Source organism: Sphingomonas sp. BL-S-29 (assembly GCF_055521495.1).
In genome coordinates this window covers 1,556,848-1,574,864 of the sequence record NZ_CM145482.1, presented here as the reverse complement: position 1 = coordinate 1,574,864, position 18,017 = coordinate 1,556,848, and the positions used below count along the sequence as shown (strand labels likewise).

At 65.8% G+C, this 18,017-nt stretch carries 16 protein-coding genes; 5 read left to right on the top strand and 11 right to left on the bottom strand.

All coding sequences use genetic code 11. The features are described from left to right. The first annotated feature begins 8 nt into the window (after positions 1-8). Positions 9-905, top strand: coding sequence for a GTPase Era (gene era, locus ACZ1I2_RS07555; protein ID WP_465170294.1), 897 nt, complete (start codon positions 9-11; stop codon positions 903-905). Between the two features lie 19 nt (positions 906-924). On the opposite strand, the gene speD is transcribed toward era, so the two are convergent. The 11 genes from speD to ACZ1I2_RS07500 form a co-directional block, all read right to left on the bottom strand. Then, complete coding sequence (gene speD, locus ACZ1I2_RS07550; protein WP_465174546.1) at positions 925-1,290, bottom strand: adenosylmethionine decarboxylase; 366 nt, start codon at positions 1,288-1,290, stop codon at positions 925-927. Between the two features lie 8 nt (positions 1,291-1,298). Then, a complete protein-coding gene (locus ACZ1I2_RS07545) occupies positions 1,299-2,924 on the bottom strand; it encodes a flavin monoamine oxidase family protein (protein ID WP_465174547.1) in 1,626 nt (541 codons plus the stop codon). A gap of 4 nt (positions 2,925-2,928) precedes the next feature. Further along, entirely contained in the window at positions 2,929-4,464 is a 1,536-nt protein-coding gene (locus ACZ1I2_RS07540; protein ID WP_465174548.1) for a polyamine aminopropyltransferase, read from the bottom strand. Further along, on the bottom strand, positions 4,457-4,663 hold the full coding sequence (locus tag ACZ1I2_RS07535; RefSeq protein WP_465170298.1) for a DUF350 domain-containing protein: 207 nt from the start codon (positions 4,661-4,663) through the stop codon (positions 4,457-4,459). The genes ACZ1I2_RS07540 and ACZ1I2_RS07535 overlap by 8 nt, the downstream gene beginning before the upstream one ends. Positions 4,664-4,678: 15 nt before the next feature. Continuing rightward, positions 4,679-4,825, bottom strand: a complete 147-nt coding sequence (locus ACZ1I2_RS07530; RefSeq protein WP_465170299.1) for a hypothetical protein — start codon at positions 4,823-4,825, stop codon at positions 4,679-4,681. Further along, the gene (locus ACZ1I2_RS07525; protein ID WP_465174549.1) at positions 4,822-6,105 is read right to left on the bottom strand and encodes a DUF4178 domain-containing protein; all 1,284 of its coding nucleotides are present in this window, start codon (positions 6,103-6,105) and stop codon (positions 4,822-4,824) included. The genes ACZ1I2_RS07530 and ACZ1I2_RS07525 overlap by 4 nt, the downstream gene beginning before the upstream one ends. Continuing rightward, positions 6,102-6,773: a DUF4178 domain-containing protein gene (locus ACZ1I2_RS07520; RefSeq protein WP_465174550.1), complete on the bottom strand. Its 672-nt coding sequence runs from the start codon at positions 6,771-6,773 to the stop codon at positions 6,102-6,104. Before ACZ1I2_RS07520 ends, ACZ1I2_RS07525 begins: the two co-directional genes overlap by 4 nt. Before the next feature lie 6 nt (positions 6,774-6,779). Next, complete coding sequence (locus tag ACZ1I2_RS07515) at positions 6,780-7,763, bottom strand: SPFH domain-containing protein (protein ID WP_465174551.1); 984 nt, start codon at positions 7,761-7,763, stop codon at positions 6,780-6,782. Positions 7,764-8,230: 467 nt separating this feature from the next. Further along, positions 8,231-8,941, bottom strand: a complete 711-nt coding sequence (locus ACZ1I2_RS07510) for an NAD-dependent deacylase (RefSeq protein WP_465170303.1) — start codon at positions 8,939-8,941, stop codon at positions 8,231-8,233. Beyond that, on the bottom strand, positions 8,938-9,276 hold the full coding sequence (locus ACZ1I2_RS07505) for a hypothetical protein (protein ID WP_465174552.1): 339 nt from the start codon (positions 9,274-9,276) through the stop codon (positions 8,938-8,940). Before ACZ1I2_RS07505 ends, ACZ1I2_RS07510 begins: the two co-directional genes overlap by 4 nt. 170 nt (positions 9,277-9,446) lie before the next feature. Then, on the bottom strand, positions 9,447-10,418 hold the full coding sequence (locus ACZ1I2_RS07500) for a hypothetical protein (protein WP_465174553.1): 972 nt from the start codon (positions 10,416-10,418) through the stop codon (positions 9,447-9,449). Between the two features lie 345 nt (positions 10,419-10,763). Here ACZ1I2_RS07500 and ACZ1I2_RS07495 point away from each other — a divergent pair, with 345 nt between their 5' ends. The 4 genes from ACZ1I2_RS07495 to dapB all read left to right on the top strand — a co-directional run bounded on the left by ACZ1I2_RS07495 (position 10,764) and on the right by dapB (position 18,003). Next, entirely contained in the window at positions 10,764-13,952 is a 3,189-nt protein-coding gene (locus ACZ1I2_RS07495) for a TonB-dependent receptor (protein ID WP_465174554.1), read from the top strand. Between the two features lie 237 nt (positions 13,953-14,189). Further along, on the top strand, positions 14,190-16,505 hold the full coding sequence (locus tag ACZ1I2_RS07490; RefSeq protein WP_465174555.1) for a TonB-dependent receptor: 2,316 nt from the start codon (positions 14,190-14,192) through the stop codon (positions 16,503-16,505). After that, the gene (locus ACZ1I2_RS07485) at positions 16,505-17,197 is read left to right on the top strand and encodes a phosphatase PAP2 family protein (protein ID WP_465174556.1); all 693 of its coding nucleotides are present in this window, start codon (positions 16,505-16,507) and stop codon (positions 17,195-17,197) included. The genes ACZ1I2_RS07490 and ACZ1I2_RS07485 overlap by 1 nt, the downstream gene beginning before the upstream one ends. A gap of 77 nt (positions 17,198-17,274) precedes the next feature. Next, the gene (gene dapB / locus ACZ1I2_RS07480; protein WP_465170309.1) at positions 17,275-18,003 is read left to right on the top strand and encodes a 4-hydroxy-tetrahydrodipicolinate reductase; all 729 of its coding nucleotides are present in this window, start codon (positions 17,275-17,277) and stop codon (positions 18,001-18,003) included. The last annotated feature ends 14 nt before the right edge of the window (positions 18,004-18,017 follow it).

The following is an 18,017-nucleotide window of genomic DNA, read 5'->3' as shown; positions in this document are numbered from 1 at the left end:
AGGTTTAGATGACTGAACAACATTGCGGCCTCGTGGCCGTGCTCGGCGCGCCCAATGCCGGCAAATCCACCCTGGTCAACGCGCTGGTCGGCCAGAAGGTCGCGATCGTCAGCCCCAAGGCGCAGACGACGCGCGCCCGGCTGATGGGTGTCGCGATCGAGGGCGAGACCCAGTTGCTGCTGGTCGACACGCCCGGCATCTTCGAGCCCAAGCGCCGGCTCGACCGGGCGATGGTCTCGGCCGCCTGGGGCGGGACCGAAGGCGCCGACGTGATCGCTCTGGTGGTCGACGCCAAGGGCGGGCTCGGCCCCAAGGTGATCCCGATCGCGGAGTCGATCGCGTCGCGCGCCGAGCCGAAATATCTGATCCTCAACAAGGTCGACCTGGCCGACAAGGCGAAGCTGCTGCTCCACGCCGAGAAGCTCAACGGCATCGTCGATTTCGCCGAAACCTTCTTCGTCAGCGCCTCGACCGGCGATGGCTTGCCCGAGCTGAAGCGGGTGCTGGCCAAGGCGATGCCGGAGGGGCCGTGGCATTTCCCCGAGGATCAGGTGTCCGACGCGACCGAGCGCAGCCTTGCCTCCGAAGTGACGCGTGAACAGCTCTATCTCCAGCTCCATGCCGAGCTGCCTTATGCCAGCGCGATCGAGACCGAGCAGTATAAGGAACGCGAGGACGGCTCCGTCGAGATCCACCAGCAGATCCTGGTCGAGCGCCCGACCCAGCGTGCGATCGTGCTGGGCAAGGGCGGCGCGCGGATCAAGGAGATCGGCGCCCGGGCCCGCGCCGAGCTGAGCAATATCATGGGCCGCCCGGTGCATCTCTATCTGCACGTAAAGGTGAAGCCCGGCTGGGATGACGAGCGGGATATCTACCGCGAGATGGGGCTCGACTGGGTGGAGTGACCCTTGCGCCGAACCGCTTCTATCGGTTCATCACGTCGCTGAGGCTGAAGCCGCGCGCGATGCGCTGCTCCTCGCAGCGTTCGGCCCCCAGACCGGCGGAGAGGGCCGCCAGGGCCGCGTCCAGATCATGCCGACCGCCACACAGGAAGATGTCGGCCGCGGCGTAGTTGCGCTCGGGCCAGGTGTGGATCGAGATATGCGATTCGGCGAGCAACGCCACGCCGGTCACCCCCTGCCCCGCGCCGAACCCGTGGAGCCGAAGGTCGAGCAGGGTCGCGCCCCCCGCCACGACGGCGTTCCGAAGCGCGGCGTCGACCCGATCGATATCGTCGAGACCGGTGCAGCCGAACAGGTCGGCGAGGAGATGCGTCCCGCTGTAATCCACGTGCGTTCCTAGATCAGCATGTCTTCATAGGGAATGCCCAGATGCGCCATCGCGTCCTGTGCCGCCTGGGTGCCGCGATAATGCGCCTCTTCGAACAGCGAGAGGCCGCTCAGGTCCGAATGGGCGAAGAACAAGGGCGGCCGCGGCTTGGCCGCTTCCTCGCGCGCCCCGCTCCAGAAGAAGCCGGGCACCGGGCGGATCATCGCATGGCCCCAGCGCCAGATATCGATGCGCGAGATGGCGCCCTCCAGGTCCGGATTGGTCTGGAGCAGGTCGTCGCGGACCATGGCCTGCCAATAGTCGAGCGGCTGGTCGATCAGTTCGCGCCGGGCATCGGCAGGCGGCATGTCGGACAGCGGCAGATACCAGCTCAGCACGGTCGGCCCGGGCACGGTGCCGAGCGACTGATGCGTCGCGACGACATAACCGAGCGATCGGCTGGTCCAGGACACGTTATCCCAGGCAAGCTCGAAGCCGTTGCCGGCGGGCGGCCGGTCGACCGTGACATTGGCGACGATCCAGGGGGCGTAGCCGAACTGCCCCTCCGCCAGCGCACCCGGCGGCAGCAGGCGGCGCGTCACGAAATGCGGCGTGGCGAGGATCGCGCTGCGGGCGATGACGCGCACCGACTCGCCGGACGCAACGTCGAAGCAATCGATCTCCACACCCGCCGTGACGGGCCGCACGCGGTGGACGATCCGGCCGCAATCGATCTGCGCCTTGAGCCGCTGCGCCATGCGCCCGACGAGATGCCCATTGCCCTCGGGCCAGGTCAGCACCGTATCGCCGGAGGTGTTGGCGGCGACGCCGCGCCGGCCGGCGAAATAATGGATGCCCGCCCAAGCCGAGACCTGATCGGGCTCCGTGCCGTAATCGTCGCGGCAGGCATAACGGACATGACCGCGGAGGATCGGCGAGCGCCAGCCCTTCCGGTCGAGCCATGCCGTGAAGCTCAGCATATCGAGCGCCAGCAGGTCCGGGTCGCGTGCGCTGAACGCCATCGGCAGCGCGAACGCCGGCCGGCCCTGTCCATCGCGACGCTCGCGATAGCCAGCCATCGCCGCGAAGAAGGCGTCGAGGTCGTGGCGATCGGCCGGGGTCAGGCCGACCGTCGGGATCAGCCCTTCCTGCCATTTGCCGAGGTTGAGCAGCCGTTCGTCGGGATCGGAGACGATCTGATAGGGATCGAACAGCGGCTTGCCGTCCTGATGGCCGATGACGATGCCGAGCTTTTCGAGCAGCCGCACCACACCCTTCGCCTCGGCATTGGGGATCGGCAGATAATGCGCGCCGAGCGGATAGGCCGAGACGGCGTTGCGGCCCGACCGGGCATTGCCGCCGGTGCGATCCTCCAGCTCGAGCAGGCGGAAATCGGTCAGGCCCGCTTCTGCCAGCGCCCAGGCCGCCGACAGGCCGGCGACGCCGCCGCCGAGAATGGCGATGCCGGTGCGGATTTCGCGTTTCGGCGGCGGGAAGGTCGCGCCGTCGCGCAGGCGGTGGCCGCGGGCGAAGTCGGCGCCGCTCAGCGTGCCGGGCATGGGCTTGTCCCGGCCTTCCCACGCGATGGCGCCCGCGCCGATCGCCGCGGCGGCGGTGACCGAGCCGGCGATCAGGGTGCGGCGGGATACGGCCATGCCGTCAGCCCTCGTACACGGCCCACTCGGCCTCGAACTCGCGGACCAAAGCCTGGTTGTCGAGCCGGTTCACCGGCACCGCGCGCCGCGCCATGTCCGGCGGGAAGATGAAGGCCAGCGCGTCAGTCTGCGGCGTGAGGAAACGAAGCCCCGAGGGCAGTGGTCCGGGCCGACCGATCGGCTCGTTCGACGCCAGCACGAAGCCCCATTCGCCGAAGCTCGGCACATAGACATGATAGCCGCGGGTGATCAGGCCCGCGGCTTCGAGCGTGGTCGCCACCGTCCAATAAGCGCGGGGCGCAACCAGCGGCGAGGTGCTCTGCACGCTGACCACGGCGCCCGGCGCGAGCGCCCTGGCCAGCTCGCGATAGAAGCTGACGGTGTAGAGCTTTCCGATCGCGAAATTGGTCGGATCGGGGAAATCGACGAACACCGCATCGAACCGCCGCTGGTTCTCGCGCAGCCAGCGGAACCCATCGGCATTGATCACATGCACCTTAGGCGAGTGGAACGCATCATGGTTGAGCGCCGACAGCATCGCGCTGTTGCGGAACAGGCTGGTCATTTCCGGATCGAGATCGACCAGCGTGACCGAGGCGACGCCCGGATATTTCAGGATCTCGCGCACCGCGAGCCCATCGCCGCCGCCGAGCACCAGGATGTCGCGCGGGTTGTGCGCACGGCTCATCACCGGATGCACCAGCGCCTCATGATAGCGATATTCGTCGCGCGAGGAGAATTGCAGATTGCCGTTGAGATAGAGCCGCAGGTCGCCCGCGCGCTTGGTGATGACGACGCGCTGATAGGGCGTCGACGCCGCATAGAGGATCGGATCGCCGTAAACCCCAACCTCGGCGGCGCGCTGCAGTTTTTCGGAAACGAGGAACCCTGTTGCGAGCCCGATCGCCACCAGAATGCCGACGATCAGTTCCGTGCGCAGGCGTCTTTTGCCCGGCAGCATGAGGATCAGCGCGATGGCGACGGCGACATTGGCGAGGCCGAACAGGAAGCCGGTGCGCATCAGCCCGAGCTGCGGGACGAGCAGCAACGGGAACAGCAGCGAGGCGGCAAGCGCGCCGACATAATCGAAGGTCAGCACCTTCGACACGAGATCGCCGAATTCGAGCCGGTCCTTGAGGATGCGCATCAGCAACGGGATTTCGAGCCCGACCAGCGCGCCGATCACCAGCACCAGGCCGTAGAGCGGGATGCGGAAATCGGCGACGCGGTCGAACAGCAGGAACAGCACCGCGGCCGAGGCCCCGCCGATCGCCGCGATCAATATCTCGACCCGGACGAACACGGCGAGTTCGTCGCGCTTCACATAGCGCGAGCACCAGGAGCCGATGCCCATGGCGAACAGATAGGTGCCGATGACGATCGAGAATTGCGTGACGCTGTCGCCGAGCAGGTAGCTCGCCAGGGTGCCGGCGAGCAGCTCGTAGATCAGCCCGCAGGTGGCGACGACGAAGGCGGAAACCAGCAGCGCCGCACCGAGGCGCGATGGCCGGGCAAAATCCCCGGCCGGGCCGTCATCCATGAATCGCCGCCGCGATGATGATCGCCAGCGCGATCGCGACCGACCCGGCCAGGATGGAGATCGCGATATTGCCCTTGCAGACCTCGCCCCACAGATCGACCGGGGTCACCCGGTCCCACAGCCAGAAGCCGAGGACGAAGATGACCAGGCCGATGCCTGCGTAAACGAGGGTGGCCAGCAGGACTGCGGTGGTGAGCATGGGATACCCTTCTCGCTATTTGTGGGTGGGGCCATAGGCAGTGCGCACGAACCCGCGCGTGCCGCCCTGGGCGAAGGGAGAGAAGCCGTTCATCGTCGCATAGGTGAACCCGCCGACGACCAGCAGGCAGAATATGCCGTAAAGGATCGAGGATTTGCTCATTCGTCGTCATCCTCGGCGACTGGGCTCAACCGCCGCTGCTCGAAGCCATAATGCCGGAAGATCGCTATCGCCGGCCAGATCAGCAGCAGGATCAGCCCGAGCAGCACGTTTCCGCCGAACATGCCGCCCCGCGCGACGTAGATCTCCACCGGAATCACTTCGGGGCCGCTATAGGTGGCGTAAATGGACGCGCCCGGCGCCCAGCGATGGCCGCTTGCCTCGACGACCAGATCATAGGTCCCGGGCGGGATGCTCGACAGCTTGATGCTGGGCGTGGTGTCGCCCTCGCTCCAGGCGCCGTCGCTGTCCCGGCCGCTATAGCGCTCGGCCACGGTCGAGGCATCGAAGCTTTGCTGAGTGCGACGGTCGACCAGCGAATAATCGAGCTCGATCCAGCTATTGTCGAGCTGGTCCGCGCGGGCGCCGATACGCACGGCGGTGTTGCGCCCGGGAAGCTCAATCCCGCGGACGACCTGAGTCACCGGCGCGCCGCCGATCGCGACCTGCATGTCGGCGCTGGCGGCCCGGGTCGATCCGCCACCCATCATCGCGATCAGCAACAGCGTGACCGCCGCGATCGCGCCGAGGATCACTGCCTCGACCATCTTGTCGCGATAGGGCGAGGGCTCGTGCGGCGACGGCGTGCTGTATTCGCGGCGGCGGCGCTCGATCCCGAAGGCCTTTTCCGCCTCGCCCCAGTCGAGCATGAACAGCCGGGTCCAGGTGCGCTCGCTGTCATTCTCCTCGCAGGAGATCATCTTGCCCGGGCGGACATAGTCGCTGACCCGGACATGCTCGCCCTCGGCGACCCGCCAGTAAAATTCGCCGACGACGAACTTCACCCAGGTCGGGTAGCGCGTGCCGAAGCGTTCATAGCCCTCGCCATCGAGCTGAAGCTGGCCCCAGTCATAGCCGGGCAGCCGATCGAGCAGGAAACCGATGCTGAAGCGCCGCCCGTCGTCGAGCAGGAAGGCATAGCCCTGATAGGGATTGAACAGCAGATATTCGGACCAGCCGCCCCCACCATCCGATTTCTCGAGATAGCCGACCACTTCCCACATCGTGCCGCGCAGTTCCGCGCGGGTGCCGAGCGGGATGAGCGGAACGCGCATCGCCGCGGTTGCCCGGGCGATGATACGCAGATCGGGGTCGGTCGCGTCGAGCGTGGTGCCGCAATGCTCGCAGATCAGGCTGACGGTATAGCCCGCCGCGCGCAACGATATCGTGCCGCCGCACTGGGTGCAGGACAGCGCCCGAACGGTCGATAGCGCGTCGCTCACGCGGCGAACCGCGGCATCGGCCAGCCCTCGAACGCGCGCAGCCCGGTCGCCTTGAGGTCGCCCAGCGTGACGTAGCGGCCGGCATAGACCAGCACCTCGCCGCGCTCCTTCTGGATGCTCGCGCAGTGGCCATCGGGCGCCATCAGATCGATGCTCTTCGCGGTGAGCCCGGCCGGCGTGCTGAACGGCAGTTCGCCGTCGCCACCGGCGCAGCTTGCTTCCTTCACGTCAGTGACGGTGTAGGCGATTCCGTCGATCGTCGCCTCGCTGCCGAGTTCGACCTCCTGATCGTCGCGCAGGCTCCGCACTGCGCCGGTGCGCATACCGCTATGGTCGATCTGGCGGAGCAGCATGTAGCGGCCCATCGCCTCGCCGATCCAGGCGGTCGAGCCGTCATCGAACAGCGCGAGCCATTCGTTCCAGCCGCCATCGGTCCAGCGCCAGCGCACGCGACCGATCAGTTCGAAGCCGACCCCGCCATCGGTGCCGCGCACGCCGAGCTGCAGCGGGCTGACATCCTCCGGCACTTCGGCGATCTTGCCCATTGCCTGCAGGATGTCGCCCTTGCGGACCAGCGAGCTGCGGCAATAGTCGCAGACCTTCACCGGCAGATCGGCCGACCGGAAATGCACCGCCGCACCGCAATTGGGGCAATTCGCGTCGATCACGAAGGATCAGCCGATCTTGGCCAGCAGTGCCGCCTTTTTCGTATCGAACTCGGCCTGAGTGATCGCACCGGCGGTCATCAGGCGGTGGAGCTTCTCGATCTGCTGATAGGGGTCCTCGCCCGGCTGCGCCGCGCCGGCCTGGCCGAAGCCGCCCGCCATGCTCTGCCCGATCGCCATGCCGGCCGCGGCACCCGCGCCGATCCCGGCGACACCACCCGACTGGGCCGCGGCGGTATCGATCGCCTCGGCGGTCTGGAAGCGGACATACCGATCGACATCGCCGACCACGCGCATCGAGCTCGCCTTGTCGAGATGCTCCTGCACGGCCTCGGGCAGCGACAGGCTCTCGACGAAGAAGCTGCAGCATTTCAGGCCCCACGCCTCGAACGCCGGCTTGACCGCGGCGAGCAACCGCTGCGACATCGCGCTTTGATCCGCCGCGAGGTCGACGAACGCGATCGCCCCGCCGCCCAGCGCGGTGGCGAGCGCCGTGGTGATCGCACCGCGAAGCTGCGGCTCGATATCGGCGACGGTCAGTTTCTCGAGCGTGCCGAGCAGCTTGGCGGCGAACACCGGCACATTCTCGACCCGGAAGGAATAGCTGCCGAAAGCGCGGATACGCAGCGGCCCGAATTCCTTGTCGCGCACCGTGATCGGCTGCGCCGTGCCCCATTTTAGCCCGGCCTGCTCGCGCGAGGTGAAGAAGAAGATGTCCGACTTGAAGGGCGAGGCGAAGCCCTTGTCCCAGTTCCTCAGCGCGGTGAGGAGCGGCATGTTGCTGGTTTCGAGCGTGTGCAGCCCGGGCAGGAACACATCGGCGATCTGGCCTTCATTATAGAAGAACGCCTTCTGCCCCTCGCGCACGGTGAGCTGCGCGCCGGTCTGGATCTCGCGATCCTGCATCGGGTAACGGACGGCGAGCACACCGGGCTCGTCCACCCAATCGATCACATCGACGAACTGCTTCGACAGGAAATCCAATATGCCCATGGTCCAACTCCCTTGGCGGCCAATCTAGGGCCTTTCGCCTGGAGGTGAAACGCAAAACGGAATGGCGCGGACCGCCGACGGCGCGAGCGCCGCGCTCCCTGTACCTGGCCTTGATCCTGGCCGGTAACAGGGCAGAACAGCGTGAAGATTTTTTCTTGCCCTGTTATTTCCAACTTTGTTGGAGATATTTTCCATATATTTCAAAATATTGATGGTCGCCTGCCCTGTTCCTGAAGAACAGGGCGAACGTCCCGCGGAACAGGGCGGGCCCATACCGTTAACAGGGCAAGGTCGCCGTAGCAGGGACGGATGAGGCAATGATGCCGCGACCGTCATGAGAAAGAGCGCGCCGGATTTTCGTCACTCTCCGGCCAGCCTCCATGGTGCAGCGATTCGGATCGCGGTTGAATCGATCGACGACATATTTCGACCAGGCGGAGTGACCCTCATTCCTCCCCCTCCCCAAGCTAGCTTGGGGAGGAATGAAGAAGCTCCTTCACCCATGCCGGCACCAGCTCGCTCGCGGCGCCGAGTCGCGTCTCGTGGAAATAGCCGCTGCCGGCCGAGGGTTCGAGGTTCATCTCCAGCGTCTTCGCGCCGTGATAGCGCGCGGTCTGGACATAGCCCGCGGCGGGATAGACCGCGCCCGAGGTGCCGATCGAGACGAACAGATCGGCATCCGACAGCGCCCGTTCGATCCGGTCCATGTCGTACGGCATCTCGCCAAAGAACACGATGTCGGGCCGCATCACCGGCGCGCCGCACGTGTCGCAGCGCGTGCCGGGCGGCATGTCGCCGGTCCAGGGCGTCCGTGCCGCGCAGGCAGCGCAAAGCGCCGAGTTCAGCTCGCCATGCATGTGCAGCAGCCGCGTCGCCCCGGCCCGCTCATGCAGGTCGTCGACATTCTGCGTGACGATCAGCAGCTCGCCCGGCCATGCGGCATCGAGCCGCGCCAGCGCGCGGTGCGCCGCATTGGGCTCGACCGTTGCCAGCGCCGCGCGGCGGGCGTCGTAGAAACGGTGGACCAGATCGGGATCCTGCGCGAGCGCCTGGGGCGTGCACACATCCTCGACGCGGTGCCCCTCCCACAATCCGCCCGGCCCGCGAAAGGTCGCGAGGCCGCTCTCGGCGGAGATGCCGGCGCCGGTGAGGATGACGATGTTGCGGATACCGGTCACCACGGCGATGGCGGGTCGGGCGTAATTCGAGGCCTCCCTTTCCACTCGTTTATCGTTTCTGAGGCGCTCGTCAGCATGGCATCAAGCTGAGTTTGCGCCCCAGTCCAGCTTTTCTCCAAGCCATTTTCAGTGTCGTCGTTCGCGTCAATCGCGCGCGCATAAACCAAGACTTCGTCAGGCTCGAACCTCTCGACGCTGATCTGGAAACATTCGAAAGGCGGATCGCCCGGTGTGTAGAAGAAGCGCGCTGGCGCACCGTTCCACTTAGAAAAAAGCGTGGAGCCGAGACGCGCCACCCATCTCTCGATGACCGGATCGATGTCGGTATAATCCATTCACGGAGACTTGACCCAATCGCGCCCATTTCGCAACGCCGTCAACGCAGCGCGCCGATAATCAATTATCGGAAGCCCACCTCTTCGCGACCCGGTGCCCCTCCCACAATCCGTCCGGCCGGCAGAAGGTCGCGAGGCGGCCCTCGCGGACACCAGCGCCTGTCAGCCGCCTATGGTTCGATCGGCACGACATAGCTCTTGACGCCGGACACCCCGGACTCGGCGTAAATGCCCATCAGCACATCGCCATAGATGCTGTTGCCGGTGGTGATGCTTGAGCCGGGAAAGGCATAGGGCACCCAGGTCGCGTCGCTGAACGAGCCGTCCGGATTGACCTCGATCGAGGCGAAAAGGGCTAGTGAGCCCGACGAGCCGCCGGCGAGGTTGAAGCCCTTCGGCGTCGCCACGATCCCTTCGAAATGCGTCACCAGGTGCGGCTGGTCGAGATAGCTGTAGAGCTTCAAATGGCTGAACGCGCGCGTCACCGAATCATAGCCGACGACGAAGCCCTGGTTGATGCCGTGCCCGTCGCGCGTGCCGCCGACGATGGTGTAGCGCGTGCCGCCGATCTCGTTCTGCCAGATGCCGTACGCCGTGGTCAGGGTGCAGCCGGGGAAGTCGAACAGGCGCCACGTGCCCCTGGCGATATCGAAGATGAAGGCGTTGGCGGACAGAGGGACGTCGAGCAGGTCGTAATTGCCGACCACCAGAGTCCCCATCGTGCTGTGCGCGATGGTGTTCCACACCGTCTGTCCGCCGACCTCGCTGCCCGGCACCTCGAGCGACGACCAGCCGCCATCGCCCTGCGGCGTGCCCTGATAGACCATGCCGCAATTGCGCGCGCTGCCGCCGCCATATTGGTAGCTGCCGACCGCGCGGACCCGGCCCTTGCCGAGATCCGGATTGAACACATAGGTGTCGGGTCCGTAGAAGGTCGCGCTGGTCACCTCCCGCCCCTGGATCGCGGGGGTGAGGAGGCAGATGCCCGTGCTGTCGGTCGGATAGAGCGGGCCGAGATAGAGCAAGGCGCTGGTCACGCCGTCGCTCACGCTCGACCCGGTCAGCACGACTTCGCTGCCGGCCCAGCCGCGCACGCCGGTGACGAGCTGATTGGGACCCAGAATCGTGGAACCATCGGCCATGTTTTCTCTCCCGTCGGGTCAGCGCGACGGCACCATGCCGTACGACCATCGCCTTTCCGCCGGCGGTGCCGGGGAAAGGCGGATCGGATATCGCTGACGACTTCTGACACTGATAGTGTCAATTGTTTCGGGCGGGAAGCACAACAATATCCAGATCCGCTGCGATCGGCGTGATCGCCTCGCGGACATCGCGGCGTTCCGGGTCGATATAGCCATTTTGGCGATATCGTTCCGATCCGGTCCTACCTTGACAAGAATCGCCCTGCGGACTACCAGTCCGTGATAGCGCTACCATCGGCGCTGACCGGCCATCCGACATGAAGCGGAGGCACGAGGAGGGGTGAGATGATTTCCAACGAACGCCAGAATACTCTTCGCACGACGCTGCTCGCCGCAGGGTCTCTATCGGCGATGATGATCGCGCTACCAGCGGCGGCGCAGTCACCGCCCGCGGCGCAGGACCAGACGGTGAGCCAGGAGGACGACACCAGCGCCGACATCGTCGTCCAGGGCTATCGCGCCAGCCTGGAGAGCGCGACTCAGGCAAAGAAGAACGCAACCGGCTTTTCGGATGCGATCTTCGCCGAGGATATCGGCAAGTTCCCCGACACCAACATCGCCGAATCGCTGAACCGCGTGCCCGGCGTGACGATCAGCCGCGACATCACCGGCGAGGGCCTGCAGGTCACGATCCGCGGCCTCGGCACCAACTTCACCCGCGTATTGCTCAACAACGCGCCGATCGCCGTCGCCTCGACCGGCCGCGACGGCGCGCAGAGCACCAACCGCGAAGTCGATCTCGACGTGTTCCCGACCGAGCTGTTCACCAGCCTGACCGTCAACAAGAGCTCGGTGCCCGACATGCTGGAGGGTGGTGCCGCCGGCACCGTCAACCTGCGCAGCGCGCGGCCGTTCGATCGCGAAGGCACCCGCGTCACCTATTCGGGCCAGGCGACCAATATCAGCAATAGCGGCAAATGGGGCTATCGCGGTTCCGTGCTCGCCAGCACGACGATGGGCGATGTCGGCGTGCTGGTCGGCTTTGCCGGGGTGCGCAACCAGGTCAATGTCAACGGATACGAGACGGTCGGCCTGACCAACCCCAATCTGTCCACGCCGCAGAGCATCGCCGGCGCCGGCAACACGCCCACCCTGGCGCAGATCGCGGCGGCGCAGTGCCGCACCGCGCCCTGCAACGCCACCGGCGGCGGCAATTTCACCATTCCCGGCTCCGTGCCCTCGAACGCGGGCATCCCCGGCGTGGCCGCCGGCACCGTGATCAACCAGGATTTCCTGCTGGCCCAGAACCCCGGCGCCAATATCGGGCAGATCGACAACGGCCTGCTGCCGCGCCTCGGCCGCCCGGTGACCGAGTTCGGCACCAAGGACCGGATCAGCTTCATCGGCAGCCTGGAATATAAGGGCGAGAGCCTGCACGCCTATGTCGACGGCATGTATTCCAAGAAGAACAACGATCTGCGCCGCATCGACATGAACTGGGTGGGGCGCAACGGCGCGGTCATCCCGGTCAACACGCAATATGACCGGAGCGACTGTTCGGCCGGCTGCGTGGTGACCAAGGGCACCTATTACAACGCGCAATTCTTCCTCGAATACCGGCCGTTCATCGAGGATACGAGCTATTGGGGCGTGAACCCCGGCGTGGAATGGGAAGCGACCGACACGCTGAAATTCAACCTCAACGCCAATTACACCCGGAGCAAGTTCCACCGCGAGGTGCCGACGGTGCTGGTCAGCACGCTCGCCAATTCGGGCGTCACGGTCGAATTCGACAACACGGCGGGCGGCATTCCCAACATCAAGTCGAACATCAACCTCAACGATCCGAGCAAGTTCGGCTGGCCGGGCGGGCGCGTGAACATCCAGGACGAATATCGCACCACCAAGACCAAGGGCGTGCGCGGCGACCTGACCTGGGGCGACACGCATCTGAACCTGAAGGCCGGCGGCGCCTATGACGACGTCTCGCGCAGCATCAGCGCGACCGACAACACCCAGGCGTTCCAGAACGCGGTGTGCGGCGACCGGCCGAACGTGTTCGTGCCCGGCCCCAACACCCAGCCGCCCTGCGAGGGCCTCAACACGGCGACGCCGGGGGCGGGATATCCGACCTATCCCGCGCTCGGCACCGGCTTCTCGCGCGGGCTCGGCCCGCTCAGCTATGGCGGGTCGCTGATCCCGAACAGCGCGCTGCCGGGCTATCTGCAGCCCGGCTCGTTCGGCTTCATCACGGTCGACTGGGAGAAGTTCAAAAAGGCGTCCAATTACGACTCGTTCCACGATGCGTCGCCGCCGTCGACGGGATCGAACACCGGCGCCTCGGGCGGCTATGTCCGCGAAAAGACGCTCGGCTTCTATGGCGAAGTGAATGGCGACGTACCGGTCGCGGGCGAGCGCCTGACCTTCAATGCCGGCCTGCGCTGGGTGAAGACCGACCAGCAGATCGGCGGCTATGTCTCCATCTCCGATCCGCGCAACGCGCAGGACCCGGACGGCGCAGGGCCGCTGCCCGCCGCCTGCCCCGGCGCCGGCAATGCGCGCGACGGATCCTGCTACCCCAATATCCTGAACTTCGTGTACACCAAGGCCAAGTACGAGAACTGGCTGCCGTCCTTCACCACGGCGTTCCATATCGACGACAAGGCAGTGCTGCGCATGGCGGTGTCGCGCACCATGACCCGGCCCAACCCATCGTCGATGCTGCCCGGCCTCAACTTCTCCAGCCCGTCGGCCGACACCGGCAGCGTCGGCAACCCCTCGCTGCAGCCGTTCATTTCCACCAATATCGATTTCGGCGCGGAATATTATACCGGGCAGGAAGGCTATATCGGCATTGCCGCCTTCCAGAAGGACGTGACGGGCTTCACCGTCAACGGCAATGTCACGGTGCCGTTTACCGCGCTGGCCGCTTATGGCGTGACCTTCGACACGCTGTCGCCGACCCAGCAAGCCGCGATCAATTCGCGGGGCGGCGCGGGGGCTGCCACGGTGGTGCTGACGCAGCAGGTCAACGCCAGCGGCGTGCTGACGGTCAAGGGCCTGGAAGGCAATTGGGTCCAGCCGCTCGATTTCCTGCTCGGCCGCTATCTCGGGCTCAACGGCTTCGGCTTCAGCGCGAATATCACGCTGATCGACCAGAAGGGATCGGGCGCGGCGCCGGCGATCGCGACGGGCATTGCGCCGACGACCTATAATATCACCGCCTATTATGAGCGCGGCGGCATCTCGGCGCGGCTGTCGACCACCTTCACCGACGGCTTCGTCTCCTCCGGCACGAACCAGAACGGCATCCCCGCCGCGGCGCTGTACAGCGACAAATATCAGCAATGGGATTTCGGCAGCTCGCTCGATCTCGGGGAGATCTTCGGCAACAAGCGGCTGCCGGAGCTGACCTTCGACGTCCAGAACATCTTCAAGGAACGTCAGCGCAGCTATTTCCAGTTCGAAAACGCGACCTTTTCGGATTTCAACCCGGGCCGCCAGGTCATGCTGGGCCTGCGCGGACGCTTCTGATCCGTCGCAGCATGGCGCGCTTCCCCGGGGGCCGGCCGTTCATCGGCCGGCCCCTTTTTTCGTCCGGCTGCCGGACGGGCGGATGATGTTCCGCATTCCGAGATTCCTGACACAAACATTGAAACTTTGTCATGTTGCGATTTGACACGGATCCGCAACGTTATCGCAGCAAAAGAGTCACACTGCCTCCATAGGCCAGCCCCGCGCCGATCGGCGGCGTCAGGGAAAACCAGATCAATGTCGACCTCCACGAAGCCGCAGCGGCTGCTGCTCGGCGTGAGCATGCTTGCGCTTTCGATTCTCTCCACCGCCGCTTATGCGGAAACCGCTCCAGCAGCGACGCCCGCCGACGAGACGCCGGCCGACCAGAAGCCGAAGACCGACCTGGCCGAAGGCTCCGACATCGTCGTGACGGCGACCCGCGCGAACGAGATCGCGCCGGTTACCGCCTCGCTGCAGACCACGCAGCCGCAATCGGTGATCTCGCGCTCGTTCATCGAGGATTCGCTGCCCGCGAGTTCCGACTTCAACCAGATCGCGCTGATCTCCCCCAGCGTCTCGGGCTATGGCAATGCCAACGGCCCGGGCCTGTCCGAGTCCAAGGCGCAGATCCGCGGCTTCCAGGACGGCGAATATAACGTCACCTATGACGGCGTGCCGTTCGGCGACACCAATGATCCGACGCACCATTCGAACACCTTCTTCCCGTCGAACACGATCGAGACGCTGATCGTCGATCGCGGCCCCGGCAATGCGAGCCAGCTCGGCCAGGCGACCTTCGGCGGCAACATCAACCTGTTCTCCCGCGCGACGCGCGAGGATGCCAGCATCGAGGCCAAGGGCAGCTTTGGCAGCTACAACACCTGGATGCTGCGCGGCGTCGCGCAGAGCGGCGCGATCGACAAGCTCGGCGGCACCGAGATCGTCCTGAGCGGCCAGCATATCGGGTCGGACGGCGCGCGCACCTTCAGCCCGTTCCGGTCGAACAACGTCTTCGGCAAGGTGATGATCCCGATCGGGCCGGACGCGAAGCTGACGATCCTCGCCACCTATAACGAAAACACCTTCAATCAGCCCGACAAGGACGGCGCGACGCTGTCGCAGGTCGCGAAATACGGCAAGAATTTCAGCCTGAACGACGACCCCAATTCGCAGACCTATTACGGCTACAACCACACCCACAAGACGACCGATTTCGAGGTGGTGAAGTTCGAGGCGACCATCGCGCCCAATTCGATCTTCGAGAACCGCGCCTATACCTACAGCTATGACAACGAGACGCTGAGCGGGAACGACGTGACCCTGTTCGCGACCGCAAGCGCCGCGGACATCGCCAAGGCCAATGTCTATACGCCGGTCAATGGCGTGGCCACGACCGCCCCCGGCGTGCCGGGCTATACCAAGACCAACAAGTACCGGATGTTCGGCGACATCGCCAAGACGCGGATCGACTTCGGCTTCGGCGCGATCACCGCGGGCGCGTGGATCGAATGGTCCAACACCTATCGCCAGCAACGCGACGTCAACCTGGTGACCGGCGCGCCGAACTATGTCGAGAAGAAGGTCATCGATCCGGTTTCGGGCCTGACTACCCCGCAGAACATCAAGTTCGACCAGAACAGCCACACCAACCACACCGAGGAATTCGTCGAGCTGGAGCTGCGCCCGATCGAAGGGCTGAAGATCACCCCGGGCTTCAAGCATGTCGATTTCAACCGCCGGATCGATGCGCTGTACAACCAGACGACCCGCATCCCGCAAAAGCTGAGCGACACCTATAGCGCCAACCTGCCCTTCGCCACGATCAACTATGCGGTCAGCGATCGGCTGGCGGTCTATGCCCAGTATGCGCGCGGCTTCCTCGCCCCGTCGCTGGGCGTGCTCTATGTCGCCAATCCCGCGCTCTCGACCGTCGAGCCCGAGCGCTCGACCAACTATCAGGCCGGCGTCGTCTATCACGGCGGCAATCTTTCGATCGATGCCGATGTCTACAAGATCGACTTCACCAACAAGTTCGCGTCGATCAACGCGCCGGTCGCCAGCGACGGCGTGATCTGGGTCAACCAGGGCGCCGTCCAGTACAAGGGCATCGAAGGCCAGGTCACCTATGCCCTGCCGCACGGCATCGCCGTCTTCGCCAACGGGTCGCGCAACTATGCCAAGACCGACAATGCCAGCGGCCCCAAGCTCCAGGTCGCCAATGCGCCCGAATGGACCGCGGCCGCCGGCATTCTCTACAAGAACGGGCCGATCCGCTTCTCGCTGATCGACAAATATACCGGCCGGCAATGGTTCACCGATCCGTCGGCCGTGACCAACGCCAACATCGCCACCGCGCTTCCGGTGTACAACAGCTATCGCAGCAATGGGTATAACAGCGCGATCCTGTCCGCACGCTACGATATCGGCCCGGTGCGGGTCGGCTTCGAGGTCAACAACCTGTTCGATTCGCAGCGGGTGACCAATATCAATACGGGCAAGACCGCACCGTTCGACCAGTATTTCTACCAGACGGGACGGTCCTATACCGGCGACATCACGCTGACCTTCTGATGAAGCTGATGCTCCTGGCCGTGGCGGCGCTTGCCGCCGCGGCCCCCGCCGCCGACAAGACGCCGGCCCTGCTCGGCGATCTCGATCCGGTCCGTGTGCTGCCGCCGCCGCCCGTCGCCGGCAGCCCGCAGGCACTGGCCGAACTGGCGGAGCTCCGCGCGATCGAATCCGCGCGGTCGCCCGCTGACGAAGCCGATGCCCGTAGCGACGGCGACACCAAGAACGGATCGATCTTCGCCGCGGCGCTCGGCCCCGGCTTCGAGCTGGCGAAACTGCCCGCGACCAGCGCCCTGCTCGACATGGTCCGCGCCACGGAAAAGGCGACGGTCGATCGCGGCAAGGACGAATTCAGACGGCCGCGGCCTTATATCGTCGATCCGGCGCTGAAGAGCTGCAAGCGCAACGACGATCCGCTGTCGAGCTATCCGAGCGGCCACACCTCCATGGCCTTTTCCATGGGCGAAACCCTGGCGCGACTGGTGCCCGAAAAGGCCGGGCCGATCCTCGCCCGTGCCGCGCGCTACGGCCAGAGCCGCATCGTCTGCGGCCAGCATTTCCGCAGCGATGTGAGCGCCGGCCAGATGCTCGGCCTGCTGATCGCGGAGCGGCTGATGGCGGAGCCGCACTTCCGGAAAGCGTTCGACGCGGCGCGCAGGGAGCTGGTCGCGGCGGGGATCGCGGCGGCCGAGTAAATTTGCCGGCCACCCTGTCCCAGTACGGTCGATCTGTGGCAAGGACGCCGGAAATCATCAGGCGCGGGAAGAGGGTCATGACCACCATCGGCATCATCGGCAGCGCGGGGCGCATGGGCCAGGCGCTGGCCCGGGTCGCGCCCGATCTCGGCGCGACGATCTCCGGCGGAATCGATGCCGGCGGCGATCCGTCGACGCTCGCCAAAGGATGCGAGGTGCTGGTCGATTTCTCCGCGCCCTCGGCACTCGAGGCGAATCTCGCCGCCGCGGTCGCGACCGGCACGCCGATCCTGGTCGGCACCACCGGCCTCCAGCCTTCGCATCACGCCATGATCGACGAGGCGGCACAGCGGGTCGCGGTGCTGCAGACGGGCACCGTCTCGCTCGGCGTCACGCTGATCGCGCGGCTGGTGCGCGAGGCCGCGGCCCGGCTCGGCCCCGACTGGGACATCGAGATCGTCGAGACGCATCATCGCCACAAGGTCGACGCGCCGTCCGGCACGGCCCTGCTGCTCGGCGAGGCGGCGGCGGCGGGGCGCGGCATCACACTGGCCGAGGCGAAGGTGACCGACCGGGCCGGCCTGGTCGGCGCGCGCGCGGAAGGAACGATCGGCTTCGCCTCAGTGCGCGGCGGATCGGTCGCGGGCGACCATCAGGTGATCTTCGCCGGGACCGGCGAGCGCGTCGAGATCGGCCACCGCGCCGAGGACCGCACGATCTTCGCCAAGGGCGCGATCACCGCGGCGCTGTGGCTCGTCGACCAGCCCGCCGGGCGCTATCAGATGGCCGAGGTGCTGGGTCTTTGAAGGGCTTGGGTCTT

Excerpts from the sequence above, each read along its gene's own strand:
- dapB (WP_465170309.1), top strand. The coding sequence starts at position 17,275 with ATGACCACCATCGGCATCATCGGCAGCGCGGGGCGCATGGGCCAGGCG.
- era (WP_465170294.1), top strand. The coding sequence starts at position 9 with ATGACTGAACAACATTGCGGCCTCGTGGCCGTGCTCGGCGCGCCCAAT.
- ACZ1I2_RS07495 (WP_465174554.1), top strand. The coding sequence starts at position 10,764 with ATGATTTCCAACGAACGCCAGAATACTCTTCGCACGACGCTGCTCGCC.
- ACZ1I2_RS07530 (WP_465170299.1), bottom strand. The coding sequence starts at position 4,825 with ATGAGCAAATCCTCGATCCTTTACGGCATATTCTGCCTGCTGGTCGTC.
- ACZ1I2_RS07500 (WP_465174553.1), bottom strand. The coding sequence starts at position 10,418 with ATGGCCGATGGTTCCACGATTCTGGGTCCCAATCAGCTCGTCACCGGC.
- ACZ1I2_RS07485 (WP_465174556.1), top strand. The coding sequence starts at position 16,505 with ATGAAGCTGATGCTCCTGGCCGTGGCGGCGCTTGCCGCCGCGGCCCCC.
- ACZ1I2_RS07505 (WP_465174552.1), bottom strand. The coding sequence starts at position 9,276 with ATGGATTATACCGACATCGATCCGGTCATCGAGAGATGGGTGGCGCGT.
- ACZ1I2_RS07490 (WP_465174555.1), top strand. The coding sequence starts at position 14,190 with ATGTCGACCTCCACGAAGCCGCAGCGGCTGCTGCTCGGCGTGAGCATG.
- ACZ1I2_RS07515 (WP_465174551.1), bottom strand. The coding sequence starts at position 7,763 with ATGGGCATATTGGATTTCCTGTCGAAGCAGTTCGTCGATGTGATCGAT.
- ACZ1I2_RS07545 (WP_465174547.1), bottom strand. The coding sequence starts at position 2,924 with ATGGCCGTATCCCGCCGCACCCTGATCGCCGGCTCGGTCACCGCCGCC.
- ACZ1I2_RS07535 (WP_465170298.1), bottom strand. The coding sequence starts at position 4,663 with ATGCTCACCACCGCAGTCCTGCTGGCCACCCTCGTTTACGCAGGCATC.
- ACZ1I2_RS07540 (WP_465174548.1), bottom strand. The coding sequence starts at position 4,464 with ATGGATGACGGCCCGGCCGGGGATTTTGCCCGGCCATCGCGCCTCGGT.